This is a genomic window from Achromobacter sp. NPDC008082 (genome assembly GCF_042957345.1).
In the GTDB taxonomy this organism is placed as follows: domain Bacteria; phylum Pseudomonadota; class Gammaproteobacteria; order Burkholderiales; family Burkholderiaceae_B; genus Achromobacter; species Achromobacter kerstersii_A.
The window spans coordinates 1,072,059-1,093,129 of record NZ_JBIBIB010000002.1; the positions used below are offsets into that span (position 1 = coordinate 1,072,059).

The following is a 21,071-nucleotide window of genomic DNA, read 5'->3' on the forward strand; positions in this document are numbered from 1 at the left end:
CGCGCAAAGCCGCATGTCGCGTTTCCTGCAAAGCGATCTGTGGTGGAGCCTGCGGAACGATTACGTGGCCATGGGCGCGGGCATCGTGCTGCTGGTGGTGGTGCTGCTGGCCGTGTTCGCACCGTGGATTGCGCCGCAGAACCCCTACGATCTGGCGCAGCTGGACTTGCTGAACGCCGAGCTGCCGCCGTTCTGGGTGGACGGCGCCGACCCGCAGTTTCTGCTTGGCACCGACACGCAAGGCCGCGATGTGTGGTCGGCCATTTTGTATGGCTCGCGCATGTCGCTTGTCATTGGATTGGCGACGGTGGTGTTGTCGCTGGCGATCGGGCTGATGGTGGGCTTGGCGGCCGGCTACTTCGGCGGCTGGGTCGATAACGCGCTGATGCGCCTGGGCGACACGCTGCTTAGCATCCCGACCATTCTGGTGGCCATCCTGGTGACGGCGGTGTTCCGCCAGCTGTTGCCGCCGGGCCTGCGCGAAACGTTGTCAGCGGTGATCCTGATCCTGGCGATCTCGATGACGAACTGGGTGCAGTACGCGCGCACGGTGCGGGCGTCGGCGCTGGTTGAGCGCGGCAAGGAATATGTGCAGGCGGCGCGGCTGATCCGCGTGAGCTCGATGCGCATCATGCTCACGCACATCCTGCCCAACACGCTGACGCCGGTGATGGTGACGGCCACGCTGAACCTGGGCCTGGCCATTTTGATCGAGGCCACGTTGAGCTTTCTGGGCGTGGGCATGCCGCCGACTGAACCGTCGCTGGGCACCTTGATTCGCCTGGGCAACCAGTTCCTGTTTTCGGGGCAATGGTGGGTGGTGGTGTTTCCCGCCCTGTATCTGAGCCTGATTGTGCTGGTGGTGAACTTGCTGGGCGACTGGCTGCGCGATGCGCTGAACCCCCGTTTGCGCTGAGGCGCGCTGTTGAATAAAGGTTGAAGCATGGAAAACGCAACGCTGTATACGAACGTCCGTCCGGCCGGTGGCGAGCTGACATCGGTGCTGGTGCGCGACGGGCGAATTCAGGCAGTGGGCAACCCGGCGCTGTGCGGCTTGCCGCTGGAAGGCGTGCTGGTGGAGGATGGGGGCGGCGCGCTGATGCTGCCCGGGCTGATCGACGCCCACGCGCATCTGGACAAGACGATGTACGGCATGCCCTGGTATCGCAACGAGGTCGGGCCGCGGCTGATCGACAAGATCGAAAACGAGCGCGCCGAAAAGAAGCGTTTGGGCATTGATCCGTACCGGCAGTCGGCGCGGCAGATCGTGATGTCCATCGCCGATGGCACCAGCCATATCCGCAGCCATGTGGATGTAGACACGGATATCGGCCTGGCTGCCATCGAAGGCGTGATGCGCGCGCGTGAACAATACCGTGACCAGATCGACGTGGAGCTCGTCGCCTTTCCGCAAAGCGGGTTGCTGATTCGCCCCGGCACGCTTGCGCTGATGGACGAGGCGCTGCGCATGGGCGCGGAAGTGGTGGGCGGGTTGGACCCGGCCGGCATGGACCGCGATCCCAAGGGCCATCTGGACGCCATCTTCGGGCTGGCCGAAAAACACGGCAAACCCATCGACATCCACCTGCACGAGGCCGGCGAGCTGGGCGCGTTCTCCATGCAGATGACGATAGACCGCGTGCTGGCGCTGGGCATGCAGGGCAAGGTCACCTTGTCGCACGCGTTCTGTCTGGGCATGCCCGACACGCAGGCGGTGCAGGCGCTGACGGAGGGGCTGCTGAAGGCGGGCGTGCACATCATGACAACGGGCTCGGCGTCGCGCCCGGTGCCGCATGTGGCGAGCCTGCGCGCGGCGGGCGTCACGGTCTGTACCGGTAACGATGGCATGCGTGACACCTGGGGCCCTTACGGCAAACCCGACATGCTGGAACGCACCATGCTGGTGGGCCTGCGCAACAACTTCCGCCGCGACGACGAGCTGGCGCTGGCGCTGGACGTGGCCACCTATGGCAACGCCCGCGTCATGAAGTTGGCCGACTACGGGCTGGCGCCAGGCTGCCATGCCGACTTCGTGTTGGTGCAAGCCGAGACCGTGGCCGAGGCCATCGTGGCGCGTCCGGTAAGGAAACGGGTCGTCAAGCGCGGCCGCGTGGTTGCGCGCGATGGCCGCGCATTGGTGGAGGCGCCGTGATGCCCGCCGCCGAAGGCCCCATCCTGCTGACGGCCCGTTGGGTGGTGGGCCACGAGAACGGCCGCCACTGCCTGTATGAAAATGGTGAAGTCGTGTTCGAGGGCGACCGCATCGTCTACGTAGGCCACCGCTATCCGGGGCCGGTGGCGCGCCGCCACGATTACGGCCGCGCGGTGATCGGGCCGGGCTTCGTAGACCTGGACGCCTTGTCTGATCTGGACACCACCATCCTGGGCTTTGACAATTCGCCCGCGTGGCGCAAAGGCCGCATTTGGCCCGACAGCTATATGAAGCGCGGGCCGTATGAAATGTATACCCCCGCCGAATTGGCGTTTCAGAAGCGCTACGCGTTTGCGCAGCTGATCCGCAACGGCATCACCACGGCGCTGCCGATTGCATCGCTGTTCTATCGCGTCTGGGGCGAGACCCGCGAAGAGTTCCTGTCGGCGGCCAACGCCGCAGGCGAGCTGGGCTTGCGCGTGTACCTGGGGCCGGCGTACCGCAGCGGCCACACGTACGTGGATGCCGAAGGCAAGATCCGTTGCCACTACGACGAGGCGCGCGGCATGGCGGGCCTGTCCGACGCCTTGGCGTTTTGCGACGAGATCGACGGGCGCCACGATGGCCGCGTGCGCGCCATGTTGTCGCCCGACCGCATCGAAACCTGTACGCCGGACTTGTTGCGTGCGTCAGCCGCCGCCGCGCGTGAACGCGATATGCCGATCCGACTGCATTGCTGCCAATCGCGTTTGGAGTATGACCTGGTCGTGGAGCAGCACGGCATGAGTCCGCCGGAATGGCTGCACAGCCTGGGCTTTCTGTCCGAGCGCGCGCTGCTGCCGCATGGCACGTATGTGTCGGGGTCGCGCCATATTGATCGCCCGGGGCGTGATCTCGACATCATCCGCGACGCCGGCGCCAGCATCGTGCATTGCCCGCTGGTATCCGCACGCCATGGCGCGGCGTTGGAGTCCTTCGCGCGGTATCGCAAGCAAGGGGTGAACATCGGCATGGGCACGGACACCTGGCCGCCCGACATGGTGTTGAACATGCAGGTAGGAATGATGCTGTGCCGCGTGGCCGACGGTTCGACCGAAGCCGTGCGCTCCGAAGACTATTACGACGCCGCCACGGTGGGCGGCGCCAATGCGTTGGGGCGGCCAGACCTGGGCCGCCTGGTCGTGGGCGCCAAGGCCGACATCGTGGTGTTCGACTTCTCGCATGACCGCAACGGCCAGATGATCGACCCGATCCAGACCTTGATGGTCAGCGGCAGCGGCCGGGATGTGTCGCAGGTGATCATCGATGGCCGCTTCGTCATGATCGACGGCCACATCCCCGGCTTTGACGCCCGCCTGGCGCAAGAGCAGGCGCAGGCGCAGTTCGACGGCCTGGTCGCACGCTATCCCGACCGCACCTGGGGGCATCCCCCGGTGGAACAGATTTTTTCCTCAAGCTATCCGCGTCCCGCAAGGAGCCCGTCATGATGGCCATTGTTCCCAACAACACGCAGCCGCCCGCTTCGGCCGGCCAGGCCGGCATTCCGACGTTGTCCGTGCGCGGCCTGTCGGTGGAATTCCCCACGCGCCACGGCACGCTGGTCGCCACGCGCGACATCAGTTTCGATATCCAGCCCGGCGAAATCCTGGGCATGGTGGGCGAGTCCGGCGCGGGCAAGTCCCTGACCGGGATGGCGGTGATTGGCCTGCTGGAGCCGCCCGGCCGCTTGGGCGGCGGCGAGATTCATCTGGCGGGCAAACGCATCGACAACCTGCCGCCCAAGGCGCGCCAGCGTCTGCGCGGCAAAGAAATCGGCGCCATCTTTCAAGACCCGCTGACAAGCTTGCACCCCTTGTTCACGGTGGGCGACCAACTGGTCGAGACCATTCGCCACCACGACAAGTCGTCCGCGGCGGCCGCCCGCGCGCGTGCGCTGGAGCTGCTGCTGGCGGTGGGCATTCCCGCAGCCGACAAGCGCATTGATCACTATCCGCACCAGTTCTCTGGCGGCATGCGTCAGCGCGTGGTAATTGCGCTGGCCTTGGCCGCGCGGCCGGCGCTGATCATCGCCGATGAACCGACGACGGCGCTGGACGTATCGGTGCAGGCGCAGATCACCGCGCTGCTGCGCCGGCTGTGCCGCGAGCAGGGCACGTCGGTGCTGCTGGTGACGCACGACATGGGGGTCATTGCCGAAACGGCTGACCGTGTGGCGGTGATGTATGCGGGCCGCATTGTGGAGATCGGCCCGGTGCTGGACGTGTTGCGCCGGCCGGGGCATCCCTACACGCAAGGCTTGATGAACGCCATTCCCGGCTTGCGTCATCGCGCAGCACGCCTGAACCAGATCGACGGCGCCATGCCGCGCTTGCACGCCATGCCCGATGGCTGCGCGTTTCATCCCCGCTGCACGCTGGCGGGCCCGCGCTGCGCACAGACACGCCCGGCGCTCGCGCCATCGCCAACCGGCGCGACGGTCAGCGCGTGCTGGCTGCATCAAGGAGGCGTCGCCCATGCCGCGTAACGATGATTTTCTCTTGCGGGCCGATGACCTGGCCTGCTGGTTCGATGTGTCGCCGCCCTGGCTGGAACGCACGCTGTCACGGCAACCGGCGCAAATGCTGAAGGCGGTGGACGGCGTGTCGCTGGCCGTGCCAAGAGGCACGACGTTAAGCATCGTAGGCGAATCGGGTTGCGGCAAGTCGACGCTTGCGAAGCTGCTGGTGGGCCTGGTTGCGCCCACGCGCGGCAAGCTCGCGTATGGCCGCAACCGTTCAGGCGGCGTGCTCTACCCGCAGATGATTTTCCAGGACCCCTACGCGAGCCTGAACCCGCGCTGGCGGGTGGGCAACATCGTGGCCGAACCCATCATCACGCTGGGCTTGCGGCCCACGCCCGCCGAAACGCGCCGCCGCGTGGACGAGCTGCTTGAACTGGTGGGCTTGTCCGCCAGCGACGCGGGGCGCTTTCCGCATGAGTTCTCGGGCGGTCAACGACAGCGTATTTCGATTGCCCGGGCGTTGGCGACGGAAGCGGAATTTCTGGTCTGCGACGAACCCACGTCCGCGCTGGACGTATCGGTGCAGGCGCAGATTCTGAACCTGATGGGCGACTTGCAAAAGGAGTTCGGGCTGACGTATGTGTTCATCAGCCACAACCTGTCGGTGGTGCGCCATGTGTCGGATAACGTGGCGGTGATGTACCTGGGAAGAATCGTCGAACAGGCGCCCGCGGATCAGCTATTCGACGCCCCGCAGCATCCGTACACGCGGATGTTGCTGGACACGATTCCCGATCTGGAAGACCCCAGGCGGGATCGGGAGCCGATGGGGGGAGAGGTGCCAAATCCGATCCAACCGCCAACGGGATGCACGTTTCATCCCCGGTGTCCGGAAGCAAGGGATGAGTGCCGCATAGACGTGCCGGAGGTGAGTGTCGTGGCGGGGCGGCAGGTACGGTGCCATGCGGTGAATTGGGTTCGGGCTGTGGCGGCTTAGGGTTTTTTTAGTGGTACTGGGTTGGCTGGTGGTGCTGGGTTGTCTGGGGGTATTGGGTTCTCTGCTGGTATTGGGTTCTTGTGACGCCCGGGGTGTCGGGGGCCTGGGGTGCGCGGGGCAACGATTGCGGTCCGGAGCCTTCGCTCCGGACTTCCCCGTCGTCATCTTCGTCACCCGCCTTCGGCGGGTTCCTTCAGATTCCCTCGGGCTTATCGACGCCCCGCGCACCCCAGGCCCCCGACACCCCGGGCTCCGTCAGTTGCAATCTGACGTCAGCGGGGGAGATTTGTTTCCTTAGGGTTCTCGCCACGAATTTTGGGGTGGGGGAAGATCTTGCGGGGCCCGCTCCAGGCCGGCCGCGCGGGCGGCCTTTTGGAGCTTACGCGTCGTGGTGCGTCGTCGCGGTGTTCGCTTCGCGTGTGGCGGCGTTGTTCGTAATTTCGGTGTCAGACTGCATTTCCCATCCTACGAATGACAGCCGGCACTTGAACCCCGGTGCGTGGCGCGCAATGGGTCGGCATGCGCAAGACAGTGCGCGCTGCGCGCCACCTTTCTCCCCCCCAAAAAATCGGGAAGGACATTAGCAAACAGCTCTAAAAATCCGCGAATGGATCTGCAATCAGACTGCATTTCTCATCCTACGAATGGCAGTCGGCACTTGAAACCCGGTGTGTGGCTCGCAAAAATGACAGCCGGCACTTGAACCCCGGTGCGTGGCGCGCAATGGGTCGGCATGCGCAAGACAGTGCGCGCTGCGCGCCATCTTTCTCCTCCCCAAAAAAAATCGGGAAGGACATTAGCAAACAGCTCTAAAAATCCGCGAAAGCGACCGCCGCCCAGTCGACCACCGACGCGTATGCCGAGTAAGGCCGCCCGCGCGGCCGGCACTCGGCGGGCCCCGTTGCACTCGTGATTAAGGCAAATCCTAGCGGCGCCCCGATCCAAGACATCGGCAGCCCGTCGGCGCGGTGGCCCTGACGGTGCGCAACCTCGATGCGCCCGAGGGAATCTGAAGGCAGCGGCCGTAGGCCGCAACGAAGATGACGACGGGGCAGTCCGGAGCGAAGGCTCCGGACCGCAATCGTGGGCGCGCGCCGTCAGGGCCACCGCGCCGACGGGCGACCTATACCAGCATCTTCCGCCACCCGCCAAATCAACCCGCTAAATCAACCCGCTCACTTCCCGTAAACCAAATCCCTTAACCCCAGTGATAACCCCGGCCAATAAGTAATCACCATCAGGCAAACAATCACCACCCCGACAAACGGAATCAGCGGTTTGATCAACCGCTCAAGCGGCAGCTTCGCCACGGCACACGCCGCGAAAAGATTGACGCCGAACGGCGGGGTAATCATCCCCAATGCCAGGTTGACCACCATGATGATGCCGAAGTGCACCGGCTCTACACCGAACTTCAGCGCCACCGGAAGCAGCAACGGCGCCAGCACCACGATCGATGCCGACGTTTCGATGAACATGCCGATCACGAACAGTGCGGCGTTCACGCCCATCAGGAACGAGAACTTCGTATCGAAGATCTGCGACAGCCAGACGCCCAGCGCGTCCGGGATGCCTGCGCGGTTCAGCAGGAAGCTGAAGATGCCTGCGTTGGCGATCACGAACATGATCACTGCCGTTGACACCACCGACTTGTGCAGCGTCACCGACAGTTGCTTGAAGCTCAAGCGGCGGTAGATGAACTTGCCGACGACAACCGCGTACATCACCGCCACCACGGACGCTTCCGTCGGCGTGAACACGCCGCCGTAGATGCCGCCCAGGATGATGACCGGCATCAACAGCGCCAGCCAGGCGTTCTTGAACGCGGGCCACAGCGGCAGGCGGCCTTCGCCGTCGCGCTTGCCCAGGTTGTTGCGCTTGGCGTAGAACCACACGTAGAACATCAGCGCCACGCCGATCAGGATGCCCGGCATCACGCCCGCAATGAACAGCTCGCCGGTCGAGGTGTCGGTGGACACGGCGAACAGAATCATCGGGATCGACGGCGGAATGATCACGCCCAGCTCCGCCGCGCTGGCCTGTAATGACGCCGCGAAGGGGGCCGGGTAGCCGTGCCGGATCATGGCTGGAATCAGGATTGCGCCCACCGCGAACGTCGTGGCCACGCTGGAGCCGGCCACGGCGGCGAAGATCATGCAGGTCAGCACGCAGGTGCAGGCCAGCCCGCCCTGGATGCCGCCCACCACGCTCTTGGCGAATTCCACCATGCGTTCGGAAATGCCGCCGGCTTCCATCAGGTTGCCGGCGAGGATGAAGAAGGGGATGGCGACAAGCGGGTACTTGTCCAGTGCGGCGTACAGCTGCTGGGCGACGACCACCCACGGCAGGCCCGCGGTGCCGACGCCCGCCAGGCTGGCCAAACCGATCGACACGGCGACCGGCACAGACAGCCCGAAGAAAATCAGCATCGAGACAATCATTATTTGAGACATGGCGATATCTGCTGCTCAGGTTCGATAAGGGGCGGCTTAGCCTTGCGCGTCGTTGCGCACAGGCACGTCTTCTTCTTCGCCGGCGCACCAGCGGGCCAGCACGGCGATGGCGGCAAGCGTTGCGCCCACGGGAATGGCCAGGTAGATCCAGGAAATGGAAATGTCCAGGCTAGGCACCGTCTGGAAGCGCACGCGATAGGTCATGTTGCCGCCGATCCAGGCCAGAAAGCCCAGGAAGCTGGCGCAGATCAAGCCGATCACCGCTTCAAGCACGCGGCGCTTCGTGCCGCCCAGCAGGTTGCGCAGCAGTTCGACGCTGATCATGGCGCCGTGGCGGAAGGCCAGGGCCACGCCCAGCAGCACCGTCCAGATCAGGAGGGCGCGGGTCAGCACCTCGCTCCAGTCGGCGGGTGAGTGCAGCACGAAGCGGGCAATGACCTGGTAGAAGGCGGCGGCCGCGGCGGCCACCAGCAAAAGTTGGGCAAGGACCGAGACCAGCTTGAACAGGCCGCGGTCGAAAGCGCAGAGCAAACGCATGATGAATCCCGATAGCGAAGGGCGCAAAGGATGGGGACGGCAAGCGGCGGGACCGGAATCCCGCCGCCAAGGGCTACGCGCCCAATAGATGGACTACGCGCCCAATCAATGGGGCGAGCCCCGATTACTTGGTGTCGCGGATCGAGTCGATCAGCTTCTTGTCGAACTTCTTGTAGTACTCGGGGTACGCGGGTTCGACGGCGGCGGCAAATGCAGCGCGGTCCACCTCGGACACTTGCATGCCTTCTTTCTTCAGCTGTTCGACACCGGTCTTCTCGATGTTGTCGACGTAGGCGCGCATGGCTTGGGCGGAGTCCTTGCCGGCCTTGTCGAAGTTGGCCTTGTCGGCAGCCGACAGGCCGTCATAGACGTTGGCCGACATCAGCACCAGCGCCGGGCCGTACACGTGGCCGGTCAAGGACAGGTACTTCTGCATTTGCGACAGCTTGGCCGACGTGATCACCGACAGCGGGTTTTCCTGGCCGTCGATGGTGCCTTGCTGCAAGGCGGTGGCCACTTCCGGCCAGGCCATGGGCGTGGGCAGAATGCCGATCTGGCGGAAAGCCGTGATGTGGATAGGGTTTTCCGTGGTGCGAATCTTCAGGCCCTTGGCGTCCGCCGGGGTCTTGACCGGGCGCACGTTGTTGGTCAGGTGGCGAAAGCCCTGTTCACCCCAGGCCAGGGCGATGATGCCGCGGCTGGGAAACTTGGCCAGCATGTCCTGGCCGATCTTGCTGTCGAGCACCGTGCGCGCGTGTTGCAGGTCGCGCAGCAGGAAGGGGATATCGAAAACCCCAGTCTCGGGAACAAAATTCAGGGTGGCGCCTGTCGAAACGATGGCCAGGTCGATGGTGCCGATCTGCAGGCCTTCGATCACTTCGCGCTCGCCGCCCAGCGCGCTGTTGGCGAATTGCTGTACCTTGTACTTCCCGTTGGTCGATGCCTCGAGCGACTTGGCCAGGGCTTCGGCGCCAGCGCCGTAGTGCGACGAAGCCGACAGGGCGTAGGCCATCTTCAAGGTGTTCTGAGCTGCCGAGGGCAGGGATGTGGCGGCCGCGCAGGCGGCCAGAATCGTGGCCGCAAGCCAGGATTTACGCATTGTCTTCTCCGGTATTTAGGTATCTTTATGGGCGGCGTTGCCTCCCGCCCCGGGATGATATCGGGATTCGGACGCCGTCTATGCCGGTTTTTAACTATGTTGAATGATGGATTTCCCTGATATGTCACAGGCCAAGCGCCCCGGTTTATGGTCCACCCTGCGCCTGGGCGCCAGGATGATGATGCGAGACGCCCGTGCGGGCGAGCTGCGCTTGCTGGTGCTGGCGCTGGTCGTGGCGGTGGCCGCGGTGACGAGCGTGGGCTTTCTGGCCGACCGCGTCAGCCGCGCGCTGGAACGCGACGCGGGCCAGATGTTGGGCGCCGATCTGGTGCTGGACGCCGACGAGCCGGTGCCGGCTCCCTTCCTGGACCAGGCGCGCGAACGCGGCCTGACCTTATCCAGCACCTGGCAGTTTCCGTCCATGGTGGGCGCAGGCGACGGCGCGCAACTGGCCGCGCTGAAGGCCGTTGAACCCGGCTACCCCTTGCGCGGCGCGCTGCGCGTGGCCGATGCCCCCTTCGCGCCCGACGCCGTCACGCGCGACATCCCGCCCGAAGGCGCGGTCTGGGTCGATGCCCAGCTGCTGTCTCTGTTGAACCTGAAAGTGGGCGACACGCTGAATGTGGGCGACGCGCACCTGCGGGTTGACCGCGTGATTACCTATGAGCCGGATCGCGGCATGCAGTTCGTCAACGTGGCGCCGCGCGTGCTGCTGCGCGCGAGCGACCTGCCTGCCACCGGGCTGATCGCACCGGGCAGCCGCATCGGTTACGCCATGCTGGTGGCCGGCCAGCCGGACGCCGTGGCGGGCTACGCCACCTGGCTCAATCAGAACCTGAAGCGCGGGCAGAAGGTCGCCACGCTGGAGTCGGGCCGGCCGGAAGTGCGCCGCACGCTGGACCGCGCGCAACGCTTCCTGTCGCTGGTGGCCTTGCTGGCGGTGCTGATTTCGGCGGTGGCCGTGGCCTTGGCCGCTGGCCGTTACATGACGCGTCACCGCGATGGCATCGCCGTCATGCGTTGCCTGGGCGCGGTGCAATCCCAGGTGTCGCGGATGCTGACCTTGGAATTCACGCTGGTCGGCCTGCTTTCGTCGGTGGTGGGCTGCCTGCTGGGTTATGCCGTGCACCAGGTGCTGGTGATGCTGCTGGGTTCGCTGATCGACACCAGCCTGCCCGCGCCGTCGGCCATTCCTGCCCTGCAGGGCGTGTTGACCGGGCTGTTGCTGCTGCTGGGCTTCGCTTTGCCCGCGCTGGCGCAACTGCGCCATGTGCCGCCGGCCCGGGTGCTGCGGCGTGATGCCGACACGATCAGCGCCCGCAGCGCGTTCGGCTATGCGCTGGGCGCGGCAGGTTTCGCGTTGCTGATCTGGTGGTTCGCGGGAGACGCCAAGCTGGGCGCGGTGGTGGCGGGGGGCTTTCTGGGCGCCTTCGTCGTCTTCGCGCTGGTGGCGTGGCTGTGCATTCTGGGCCTGGCGCGGCTGCGTGGGCTGGCGGCCGGCTTGCCGGCGCTGCGCTTTGCGCTGGCGGGCGTTGTGCGCCGGCGCGCCGCCACCATCACGCAGGTCTGCGCGCTGGCGGTGGGCCTGATGGCGCTGCTGTTGCTGACCATGACGCGCACCGACCTGATCCAGGGCTGGCAGCGCACCATGCCGCCGGATGCGCCCAACCGTTTCCTGATCAACGTGCAGCCCGACCAGCGCCAGGCCGTGACCGATGCGCTGACCCGCGAAGGGCTGGGTCGCATCACGCTGTCGCCCATGGTGCGGGGCCGTCTGATCGCCATCAATGGCAAGCCCGTGGGGCCGGACGACTACGAAGAACCCCGCGCCAAGCGGCTGGTGGACCGTGAGTTCAATTTGTCCTACTCGGACGAGATGCCGTCGTCCAACAAGATCGAGCAGGGCCGGTGGCTCGCGCCCGGGTCGTCCGAGGTGTCGTTGGAGTCTGGCCTGGCCAAGACGCTGGGGCTGAAGCTGGGCGACAAGATGACGTTTGACGTGGCGGGCCAGCAGGTCGAGGCCGCCGTCTCCAGCACCCGGCGCGTGGATTGGGATACGATGCGCGTCAATTTTTTCGCCATCCTGACCCCCGCCGCGTTGGCCGACATGCCCCAAAGCTGGATCACTTCTTTCTACCTGCCGCCCGAAAAAGCGCCGGTGCTGCCCGCGTTGGTGCGCGAATTCCCGAACCTGACCGTGTTCGACGTGGGCGCCATCCTGCAACAATTGCAGTCCGTGCTGAATGAAGTGGGCAAGGCGGTGCAGCTGCTGTTCCTGTTCACGCTGGCAGCAGGCGTGCTGGTGTTGTCGGCGGCGCTGACGGCAACCCGCGACGAGCGCATGCGCGAAGCGGCGGTGCTGCGGGCGCTGGGCGCCACGCGCACGCAGCTGGCGCGTTCCCAACGCATCGAACTCTGGGCGGTGGGCGGCCTGGCGGGCCTGTTGGCCGCGGCCGGCGCCACCGCCATCGCTTGGGTTTTATCAACCCAGGTGTTCGATTTCACCATTACCCTCAGCCTCTGGCCGTGGCTGGCGGGCATCGGCGCGGGTATGCTGGGCGCCTGGGCGGGCGGCGCACTGGCCCTGCGCGGCGTGTTGCGCACGCCGCCGCTCGTCACCCTTCGAGAAACCTGATGACGACCCGCGTCCATACCATTAGCGAACCCGTGGAAAATTCCAGCAGTATTTTTGACCTTCTTGGCGGCGAACCCGGCGTGCGTGCGCTGGTCGACCGTTTCTATGACCTGATGGACATGGAGCCTGACCTGAAAGAACTGCGCGCCGCGCACGGCCCCAGCCTGGACGACGCGCGCGACAAGCTGTTCTGGTTCCTGTGCGGCTACTTTGGCGGCCCCGACCACTACATCGAACGTTTCGGCCACCCCCGGCTGCGCGCGCGGCACTTGCCCTTTTCGATTGGCGAGATCGAGCGCGACCAGTGGGTGACCTGCATCGGCCGCGCCATGGAAGACCAGGGCATCGCCCCGGCGCTGGTGGAACGGCTGCTGGAATCTTTCTACGGCGTGGCCGACTGGATGCGCAACCGTGAAGGCTGAAGGCAAGGCCCACGACTCCCGATCCGGCGCGCAGCGCCAGTCCTGGCCGGGGCCGCTGGCCGGCGCCATGCTGAGCGACGCGCAGCGTCTGGCGCAAGCCGGACCCGAAATCTTCAACCCCGCCCATTACGGCGACCGCGCCCGCCCCGTGGACGCAGGCGGCCGGCAAGCCGCCTGGTTTGTGCAGGGGCCGGGTTGGCAGGGCGTGCTGCGGCGCTACCGGCGCGGCGGAATGATCGCGCGCATCAGCCGCGACGCCTATCTGTGGAACGGCGAGGACCGCACCCGCAGCTTTCGTGAATACCGCCTGTTGGCCGCCATGCGCGCCCAAGGGCTGGCCGTGCCAGCGCCGCTGGCCGCCGCCTACTGGCGCCAGGGGCCGATCTACCGTGCGGCCATCGTGGTCGAACGCATACCCGGCGTGCGCCCGCTGGCTCACGCGCTGGCGGAACCGATTTGGGGCGCGGTGGCCGACGCCATCGTCCGCATGCACCGGGCGGGCGTATGGCATGCGGATCTGAACGCCTTCAATATCCTGATCGGCAGCGATGACCGCGTCTGGCTGATCGATTTCGACCGCGGCACGCAAGGCGCGTTGTCCGAGCGTCAGCGCCAGGGCAATCTGGACCGCCTGCGCCGCTCGCTCGTCAAGGTGGCGGGCGAAGAGGGCGACCGTTTCTGGATGAAAATGCGCGACAGCTACTGGACGGCCTGGGGCGTGGGCGTGCAGCCCTGACAGGCCAGACACGCCAGGGGCCGACATCGGCCCCTAATTGCGTCAATTACCCGGCAAAGTTGGGCAGGTGATCGCTAAAAGGCTTTATCATTTCGCCTTTTGGTAGTCCTGACATACACGGCATACAGCAAGGGGGCTCGTAATGGAACTAAGGGCGGGAATGCGCTGGGCGCTTGGCGCGGTGCTGGTTGCGGCATCGGCTTCGCCGGCGGTCGCTCAGAACAAGGTCGTCAACGTCTACAACTGGGCCGAATACACGGCGCCGGACACAATTCCGGGTTTCGAAAAGGAAACCGGCATCAAGGTCCGCTATGACGTTTACGACAGCAACGACACGCTGCAAGCCAAACTGCTGGCGGGCAAGTCGGGTTACGACGTCGTTGTCCCGTCCACCCATTACGCCTCGCGCCAGATCGAGGCCGGCCTGTTCCAGAAGCTGGACAAGTCCAAGATCCCGAACTGGAAGTACCTGGACCCCGAAGTGATGGCGCTGGTCGCCACCGTCGACCCGGGTAACGAGTACGCCATTCCGTGGGGCTACGGCACCAACGGCCTGGGCTACAACGTCACCAAGGTCAAGCAGATCATGGGCGACAACGTCGACCTGGCCAACTGGGACATGATCTTCAAGCCCGAGAACGCCGCCAAGCTGAAAGAGTGCGGCATCTCGATGCTGGACGAAGCCGCGCAGGTGTTCCCCGCCGTGCTGAAGTACCTGGGCAAAGACCCCAACAGCACTAACGCCGACGACTACAAGGCCGCGCTGGATGTGCTGAAGCAGATCCGCCCGTACATCCGCCAGTTCAGCTCGTCGGGCTATATCGACGAGCTGGCCGTGGGCGACCTGTGCATGGTCTACGGTTTTTCGGGCGACGTGATGATCGCCCGCAAGCGCGCGCAAGAAGCCAAGAAGGCGTATGAAGTGAACTACTTCATCCCGAAGGGCGGCGCGCCCGCGTGGTTCGACCTGATGGTCATTCCGAAGGATGCCCCGCATCCCGAAGAGGCCCTGGCGTTCATCAACTACATTGAAACGCCGAAGGTGCACGCCGCCATCACCAACACCATGTTCTACCCGAACGCCAACAAAGAGGCGCGGCAGTACGTGGTGAAGGACGTGGCCGACAACCCCATGATCTACCCGCCGGCCGAGGTCTCCAAGACCTTGTATGTGATCAAGGCGCTGCCCTTGAACATTCAACGCCTGCAAAACCGGATGTGGTCCGAGCTGAAGTCTGGAAGATAAGTCATCATGAGCGATAGCCGTTACTCGGCGCCGCATACCGTGGACCCGGACGAGTTCGTCCGGGTCTCCGATGTGGTCAAGATTTTTGGCGATGTGGTCGCCGTGCGTTCCGTCAACCTGTCCGTCAAGCGCAACGAGATCTTCGCGCTGCTGGGAAGCTCCGGCAGCGGCAAGTCGACCTTGCTGCGCATGCTGGCGGGCTTCGAGGACGCCACCTCCGGGCAGATTCTGCTTGATGGCGAAGACATCACCAGCGTGCCGCCTTACCGCCGGCCCGTGAACATGATGTTCCAGTCCTACGCGCTGTTCCCGCACATGACGGTCGAAGCCAACGTGGCGTTCGGCCTGAAGCAGGAAGGCGTGGACCGCGCCGAAATCCACGACCGCGTGTTCGAAGCGCTGGACCTCGTCCAGATGGCCGGCTATTCGCGCCGCAAGCCGCATCAGTTGTCGGGCGGCCAGCAGCAGCGCGTGGCGCTGGCGCGCAGTCTCGTCAAGCGGCCCAAGCTGCTGTTGCTGGATGAACCGATGTCCGCGCTGGACAAGCAGATTCGCCAGAAGACGCAGATCGAGCTCGTGAAGATTCTGGAACAAGTCGGCGTGACCTGCATCATGGTCACGCACGATCAGGAAGAAGCGATGACCATGGCGCACCGCCTGGCCGTCATGACCGAAGGGCAGATCGTCCAATGCGGCACGCCGCAGGACGTCTACGCGTTCCCGAATTCGCGCTTCGTGGCCAGCTTCATCGGGTCGACGAATATGTTCACCGGCACCATCGTGGTGGACGAGCCCGATCACGTCGCCATCGAATGCGGCGAATTGACGCGGCCTTTGTTCGTGAACCACGGCGTGAGCGAGCCGCTGGGCATGGAAGTGCACGTCTCCATCCGGCCCGAGCGCCTGGTGGTGTCGCGCGAGCAGCCGCCGGGTGAATACAACTGGGCGCACGGCATGGTCAGCCACATGGCGTGGATGGGCAGCTACGCGCTTTATCAGATTCGCCTGGACTCCGGCAAAACGGTAGAAGCCAGCGTGCCCAGCCTGCTCTTGGCGCAGATGGACGCCCCGGGTATCGACGAAGAAATCTTCGTCAGCTGGGGCGAAGACAGCGCGACGGTGCTGGCGTCATGATCCGCTTTTCGCCCCGCGACTGGTTGCCATCGGGCCGGGCGCTGGCGGTGGTGCCGCCGTTCGCCTGGCTGGTGCTGTTCCTGCTGCTGCCCTTCCTGCTGGTGCTGAAGATCAGCTTTGCCGAAGTCAAATTCGGCATTCCGCCGTATACCTCGCTGGCCGAATTCCAGGACGAGGCCGTGCAGTTCAGCCTGCACTTGCGCGGCTATATCCTGCTGTTCACCGACAGCCTGTATTTCAAGACCTACCTGAGCTCGGTGAAAATCGCCGGCATCACCACGCTGATCTGCGTGCTGATCGGCTACCCCATTGCGTATTACATCGCGCGTTCCTCGCCGCGCGTGCGCAACTTGCTGCTGCTGGGCGTGATCCTGCCGTTCTGGACGTCGCTGCTGCTGCGCGTGTATGCGTGGGTGGGCATCCTGCGTAACGACGGCCTGTTGAACAACCTGCTGCAAAGCCTGGGCATTATTTCCAGCCCGCTGGAAATCTATCGCACCGATGTGGCGGTGTACATCGGCATGGTCTATGCGTATCTGCCGTTCTTCATCCTGCCGCTGTACGCCACGCTGGTGAAGATGGACTTGCGTTTGCTGGAAGCCGCGTATGACCTGGGCGCCAAGCCCTGGCAGGCGTTCTGGCAGATCACCGTGCCGCTGTCGCGCCAGGGCGTGATCGCCGGCGCCATGCTGGTGTTCATTCCGGCCGTGGGCGAATACGTGATTCCGGAAATGCTGGGCGGGGCCAACACACTGATGATGGGCCGCGTCATGTGGAACGAATTCTTCAATAACGCTGACTGGCCCATGGCGTCGGCCGTGACGTGCGTGATGGTGCTGTTGCTGCTCGTGCCGCTGGTGATCTTCCAGTACAACCAGGTCAAGCAGCAGGAACTGGCGAACGGAGGCCGCAAATGAAAGGTCCCAACAAGACCTTGCGCGCCGTGGTGTTGGGGCTGGGGTATTTCTTCCTGTATGTGCCCATCCTGAGCCTGATGGTGTTCTCGTTCAACGAGTCGCCCACCGTGACGTCGTGGGCGGGTTTTTCGTTCCGGTGGTATCACGCGCTGTTCAATGACGATGCGCTGCTGCGCGCGGCCTGGCTGTCGTTTCGCATCGCGGCGATGACGGCGACGGCCGCGGTCATCATCGGCACGTGGGCGGGCTATGTGCTGGGGCGCATGGGGCGCTTCCGCGGCTTTGCGCTGTACGTCGGCATGCTGAGCGCGCCGCTTGTCATCCCCGAAGTGGTGCTGGGCATTTCGCTGCTGCTGATGTTCGTGGAATTGCGCGGCAGCCTGGGCTGGCCCGCCGAGAACGGCGTGTTCACGATCTGGGTCGGCCACGTGACGCTGTGCATGGCGTTTGTGGCGGTCGTCATCCAGACGCGTATCCGCGACCTCGACCGCTCGCTGGAAGAGGCCGCGCTGGATCTGGGCGCCACCCCCATCACCGTGTTCTTCAAGATCACGCTGCCGCTGATTGCGCCCGCCCTGGCGTCGGCCTGGCTGCTGTCTTTCACGCTGTCGCTGGACGACGTCGTTCTGGCGTCGTTCCTGTCCGGTCCCAGTTCCAGCACGCTGCCGATGGAAGTGTTCTCGCGGGTGCGCCTGGGGCTGAAACCCGAGATCAACGCGCTGGCCACCTTGTTCATCCTGGCGGTGGGCACGTGCGTGATCCTGGCCAACCGCCTGCAATGGCGCAAGGAGTCCGAATCCAAATGAAGCAAACCACTCTGTATGGGCTGACCAAGTGCAGCACCTGCGTCAAGGCGCGTGACTGGTTGTCCGAGCATGGCGTGGACCACGCGTTTGTGGATTACCGCGATCATCCCGTGCCGGCCGCCACGCTGAAATCGTGGTCGGAAAAAGTGGGCGGCTGGGAAAAGCTGGTCAACCGCACGTCGATGACCTGGCGCAACCTGCCCGAAGACCGCAAGTCGGCCCAAACCGACGCCGAATGGAGCCAGCTGATTGCGGAATTCCCGGCGCTGGTGCGCCGCCCGGTTACCGTCACCCCCGATGGCGAGGTCACCGTGGGCTTCAGCGAAAAGCGCTACGGCGAACGCTTCGCCTGACGCTGGCCCCCAACGTGATGGCGTCTTCCATCCAGGCATCGCGCGGCGCCGGCAAGGCGTTGCCCGATGCCTTTTTTGACCGTGATGCGGCCACGCTGGCGCGCGATCTGCTGGGCAAGGTCATCCGCCATCGCGTAGACGGGCTGTGGCTGTCGGCGCGCATCATCGAGACCGAAGCCTATTACCTGGAAGAGAAGGGCAGCCACGCGTCGCTGGGCTACACGCACAAGCGTCGCGCGCTGTTCATGGACGGCGGCGTCATCTATATGTATTACGCGCGCGGCGGCGACTCGCTGAATTTCAGCGCCGCCGGGCCGGGCAACGCCGTGCTGATCAAATCGGCCCATCCGTGGACGGACGCGCTCTCCGGCCCTGACGCGCTGGCCCGCATGCAGCAGTTGAACCCGGATGCCCAAGGCCAGCCGCGTCCGCCGTCGCGGCTATGCGCAGGCCAGACGCTGCTGTGCCGCGCGCTGGGCTTGCGGGTGCCGGAATGGGACGCCCGCCGCTTTGATCCGGATGCGCTGTATGTGGAGGATGTGGGCGATTCACCCGATACGCTGATCTGCACGACTCGCTTGGGCATCCCCATGGGGCGCGACGAGCATCTGCATTACCGCTATGTGGACCCGGCCTACGCGACGGTCTGCACGCGTAATCCGTTGCGGCGCGGGCAACGAGCGGGGCATGACTATGTGTGGGTGGACCGGCAGGGCGTGGTGCTGCCAGACGCGCCGTAAGCAGGGCGGCCGAGCCGGGGCGCGTAGTGGGGGTTGCCTGAGTGGGGGGCCTGAGTGGGGGCTGCCTGAGTAGGGGGCTGCCTGAGTCGGGGCTGCCTGAGTCGGGGCTGCCTGAATTCGGGCTGCCCGAGTGGAACCGCCTAAGTCTGATTCTGACCCTGGCCCATCGTCCGGATTCTTTCTTCCAGCGTTCGGCGCATTTTCCGGTACTTGCGGAACATGCGCCAGCGATTCATCCGCTTGCTCCAGGCGTACAGCGGCACCAGCGGCAGCACGCCAAAGCCGTCAATCAGGTACATGCCGGGCTTGCCGTCGGCGTTCTGGCCGCAGGCAATATTGCTGGCCGATACGTCGTGCAGCACAACATGGGCATCGGCCAGGTCGTCGAAAAACTCGTCCAGCTGTTCGAAAAACTTGGCGTCCACAAGGCCCTGCTTGGCCAGATCGGTGACGGTCGGGGCGATGTTGCCGGCGGCATCCGTAATCTTCTCGACCAGCAGGCCCAGCCCCAGCGAGGTTTGCGCCACCCCGACGATGCGCGCCATGGGCACCTGCCAGACGCCTGACGGCCGGGTGGTGGTGGTGACGTATTCCGACAGCTCGTTCAGATACACGCGGTACGCGCTTTCGCGCTGAAACTGCTTGTACCAGCGCTTGAGCGGCCGCGCCTCAAGGTAGACGGCGCGCGCCCGCATGTCCACGACTTTGACCAGCAGGGAGGCGGCGTGAGGGTGCTGAAAAATGTGGCGGTCGCCGCCGATGGCGAGCGGAGCCTCGGCGTCGAGATCCAGTGGGCCGAAAACGGACTGGAACGACACCGACGGCTGACAGGAAGGAAGGTCAGCAGGATTCAATGGGGTCGAGCGATCAGTTCAAAGTAGGGGCAGTTTAATCCCGTTGAGCGCCGGCAACGGCCAGATCCGTGGCAATTTCATGTCGCTTGGTTACAACGGCGGGGGGATGCGTCCTACAATTCCGCCTTTGGAGAGGCCACTTTTGAACGACATTCTGCTTTGGGTTGCCGCCGTCGGCGCGGTATTGGCGTGTTTGGCGGCGTTGTTGGCGTGCCTGCGGCCGCCCGCCAGGGATGCGCGTCTGGACGCGCTGCTTGAGGGTCTGGAACGCACCGAACGCGCCTTGCGCGCCGATATCGCGGAAAGCCAGCGCGGCCTGCGCAGCGAAATTGCGGAGTCCACCCGGGCGGCGCGGGCGGAATCGGCCGAATCCCTGGCGCGTTTCGCCGCGGGTTTCGGCGAGCAATTGCAGGGGCTGATCCAGATCAACGAGCGCCGCCTGATGGAAGTGCGCGCCACCGTCGACCAGCGCTTGCAGTCGCTGCAAACCGAAAACAGCGCCAAGCTTGATGAAATGCGCCGCACCGTGGACGAAAAGCTCCATGCCACGCTTGAGCAGCGCCTGGGCGAGTCCTTCAAACTGGTGTCCGACCGGCTGGAAGCCGTGCACAAGGGGCTGGGCGAAATGCAGGCGCTGGCGGCCGGCGTGGGCGATCTGAAGCGCGTGCTGACCAACGTGAAGTCGCGCGGCACCTGGGGCGAAGTGCAACTGGCCCGCCTGATTGAAGACAACATGACGCCCGACCAATACGCCAGCAACATCAAGCCGGTGCCGGGCAGCGATGCGGTCGTGGAATTCGCCATCCGCTTGCCGGGGCGTGGCGACGGCGGCGAGCCCGTCTGGCTGCCGATCGACGCGAAATTCCCCAAGGAAGAATACGAACGCCTGATGGACGCGCAAGACGCCGCGGATGCCGAAGGCGTCAAGGCGGCGGGCGCGGCGTTGGGCCGGGCGGTGGAATTGCAGGCGCGGCTGATCGCCAGCAAGTATGTCGCGCCGCCGCACACCACCGATTTCGCCATCATGTTCCTGCCCACCGAAAGCCTGTATGCCGAAGTGCTGCGCCGCCCCGGCCTGCTCGACAAGCTGCATGACCTGCGCATCAACGTGGCCGGCCCCAGCAATCTGGCGGCGCTGCTCAATAGCTTGCAGATGGGGTTCCGCACCCTGGCCATCGAGCAGCGGTCGTCGGAAGTCTGGCAGGTGCTGCGCGCGGTCAAGACCGAATTCGGCAAATTCGGCGACGCCCTGGCCAGCGTGAAAAAGACCTTGGACACGGCCAGCAACAAGATCGGCCTGACCGAAGTGCGCACCCGCGCCATGCTGAAGAACCTGAAAAACGTCGAAGCCTTGCCGGAAGCTGATGCCCTGAGGCTATTGGGTGAGGCCGGCACGGCGGACAACGGCAACGACAACGACAACGACCTGGATGAGGACGCCGAGCCGCGCAGCGCCTCGCCCGCAGGCACGAACTGATCCCGTTGTCTTG

19 protein-coding genes are annotated in these 21,071 nt (G+C 64.9%); 15 read left to right on the forward strand and 4 right to left on the reverse strand.

The features are described 5' to 3' along the window. The first annotated feature begins 13 nt into the window (after positions 1–13). The 5 genes from ACFZAI_RS11945 to ACFZAI_RS11965 are packed head-to-tail and all read left to right on the forward strand — an operon-like array spanning position 14 to position 5,649. The gene (locus ACFZAI_RS11945) at positions 14–916 is read left to right on the forward strand and encodes an ABC transporter permease (RefSeq protein ID WP_391567114.1); all 903 of its coding nucleotides are present in this window, start codon (positions 14–16) and stop codon (positions 914–916) included. Between the two features lie 27 nt (positions 917–943). Further along, positions 944–2,152: an amidohydrolase family protein gene (locus ACFZAI_RS11950; protein WP_391567043.1), complete on the forward strand. Its 1,209-nt coding sequence runs from the start codon at positions 944–946 to the stop codon at positions 2,150–2,152. Continuing rightward, on the forward strand, positions 2,152–3,639 hold the full coding sequence (locus ACFZAI_RS11955; protein WP_391567044.1) for an amidohydrolase family protein: 1,488 nt from the start codon (positions 2,152–2,154) through the stop codon (positions 3,637–3,639). Before ACFZAI_RS11950 ends, ACFZAI_RS11955 begins: the two co-directional genes overlap by 1 nt. Next, positions 3,636–4,676 (forward strand): ABC transporter ATP-binding protein, encoded by a 1,041-nt coding sequence (locus tag ACFZAI_RS11960; protein ID WP_391567045.1) that lies wholly within the window; start codon positions 3,636–3,638, stop codon positions 4,674–4,676. Before ACFZAI_RS11955 ends, ACFZAI_RS11960 begins: the two co-directional genes overlap by 4 nt. Continuing rightward, a complete protein-coding gene (locus tag ACFZAI_RS11965; protein WP_391567046.1) occupies positions 4,666–5,649 on the forward strand; it encodes an ABC transporter ATP-binding protein in 984 nt (327 codons plus the stop codon). The genes ACFZAI_RS11960 and ACFZAI_RS11965 overlap by 11 nt, the downstream gene beginning before the upstream one ends. Before the next feature lie 1,175 nt (positions 5,650–6,824). On the opposite strand, the gene ACFZAI_RS11970 is transcribed toward ACFZAI_RS11965, so the two are convergent. The 3 genes from ACFZAI_RS11970 to ACFZAI_RS11980 all read right to left on the reverse strand — a co-directional run bounded on the left by ACFZAI_RS11970 (position 6,825) and on the right by ACFZAI_RS11980 (position 9,738). Next, positions 6,825–8,102 (reverse strand): TRAP transporter large permease, encoded by a 1,278-nt coding sequence (locus tag ACFZAI_RS11970; RefSeq protein WP_391567047.1) that lies wholly within the window; start codon positions 8,100–8,102, stop codon positions 6,825–6,827. 36 nt (positions 8,103–8,138) lie between these two features. Then, entirely contained in the window at positions 8,139–8,639 is a 501-nt protein-coding gene (locus tag ACFZAI_RS11975; protein ID WP_175172002.1) for a TRAP transporter small permease, read from the reverse strand. 124 nt (positions 8,640–8,763) lie between these two features. Next, on the reverse strand, positions 8,764–9,738 hold the full coding sequence (locus ACFZAI_RS11980; protein WP_391567048.1) for a TRAP transporter substrate-binding protein: 975 nt from the start codon (positions 9,736–9,738) through the stop codon (positions 8,764–8,766). 103 nt (positions 9,739–9,841) lie between these two features. On the opposite strand from ACFZAI_RS11980, the gene ACFZAI_RS11985 reads away from it, so the two are divergent. The 9 genes from ACFZAI_RS11985 (at position 9,842) to ACFZAI_RS12025 (ending at position 18,727) form a co-directional block, all read left to right on the forward strand. Beyond that, positions 9,842–12,373, forward strand: a complete 2,532-nt coding sequence (locus ACFZAI_RS11985) for an ABC transporter permease (protein ID WP_391567049.1) — start codon at positions 9,842–9,844, stop codon at positions 12,371–12,373. Next, a complete protein-coding gene (locus ACFZAI_RS11990) occupies positions 12,373–12,795 on the forward strand; it encodes a group II truncated hemoglobin (protein ID WP_175172000.1) in 423 nt (140 codons plus the stop codon). The genes ACFZAI_RS11985 and ACFZAI_RS11990 overlap by 1 nt, the downstream gene beginning before the upstream one ends. 67 nt (positions 12,796–12,862) lie before the next feature. Further along, entirely contained in the window at positions 12,863–13,531 is a 669-nt protein-coding gene (locus ACFZAI_RS11995) for a 3-deoxy-D-manno-octulosonic acid kinase (RefSeq protein ID WP_391567115.1), read from the forward strand. A gap of 142 nt (positions 13,532–13,673) precedes the next feature. Further along, positions 13,674–14,777 (forward strand): polyamine ABC transporter substrate-binding protein, encoded by a 1,104-nt coding sequence (locus ACFZAI_RS12000; RefSeq protein ID WP_391567050.1) that lies wholly within the window; start codon positions 13,674–13,676, stop codon positions 14,775–14,777. Positions 14,778–14,783: 6 nt separating this feature from the next. Next, positions 14,784–15,911, forward strand: coding sequence for an ABC transporter ATP-binding protein (locus ACFZAI_RS12005; protein WP_391567051.1), 1,128 nt, complete (start codon positions 14,784–14,786; stop codon positions 15,909–15,911). Then, on the forward strand, positions 15,908–16,828 hold the full coding sequence (locus ACFZAI_RS12010; protein ID WP_391567052.1) for an ABC transporter permease subunit: 921 nt from the start codon (positions 15,908–15,910) through the stop codon (positions 16,826–16,828). The genes ACFZAI_RS12005 and ACFZAI_RS12010 overlap by 4 nt, the downstream gene beginning before the upstream one ends. Further along, positions 16,825–17,634: an ABC transporter permease subunit gene (locus ACFZAI_RS12015; protein ID WP_054428120.1), complete on the forward strand. Its 810-nt coding sequence runs from the start codon at positions 16,825–16,827 to the stop codon at positions 17,632–17,634. Before ACFZAI_RS12010 ends, ACFZAI_RS12015 begins: the two co-directional genes overlap by 4 nt. Further along, positions 17,631–17,987, forward strand: coding sequence for a Spx/MgsR family RNA polymerase-binding regulatory protein (locus ACFZAI_RS12020; protein WP_391567053.1), 357 nt, complete (start codon positions 17,631–17,633; stop codon positions 17,985–17,987). Before ACFZAI_RS12015 ends, ACFZAI_RS12020 begins: the two co-directional genes overlap by 4 nt. 17 nt (positions 17,988–18,004) lie before the next feature. Continuing rightward, positions 18,005–18,727 carry a DNA-3-methyladenine glycosylase gene (locus tag ACFZAI_RS12025; protein ID WP_391567054.1) on the forward strand — a complete coding sequence of 241 codons (723 nt, stop codon included), beginning with the start codon at positions 18,005–18,007 and terminating at the stop codon, positions 18,725–18,727. A gap of 140 nt (positions 18,728–18,867) precedes the next feature. Here the strand turns inward: ACFZAI_RS12025 and ACFZAI_RS12030 are convergent, their stop codons facing one another. After that, the gene (locus ACFZAI_RS12030; protein WP_391567055.1) at positions 18,868–19,581 is read right to left on the reverse strand and encodes a PhoP regulatory network YrbL family protein; all 714 of its coding nucleotides are present in this window, start codon (positions 19,579–19,581) and stop codon (positions 18,868–18,870) included. 106 nt (positions 19,582–19,687) lie between these two features. Here ACFZAI_RS12030 and rmuC point away from each other — a divergent pair, with 106 nt between their 5' ends. Further along, positions 19,688–21,058, forward strand: coding sequence for a DNA recombination protein RmuC (gene rmuC / locus ACFZAI_RS12035; protein ID WP_391567056.1), 1,371 nt, complete (start codon positions 19,688–19,690; stop codon positions 21,056–21,058). Positions 21,059–21,071: the final 13 nt, after the last annotated feature.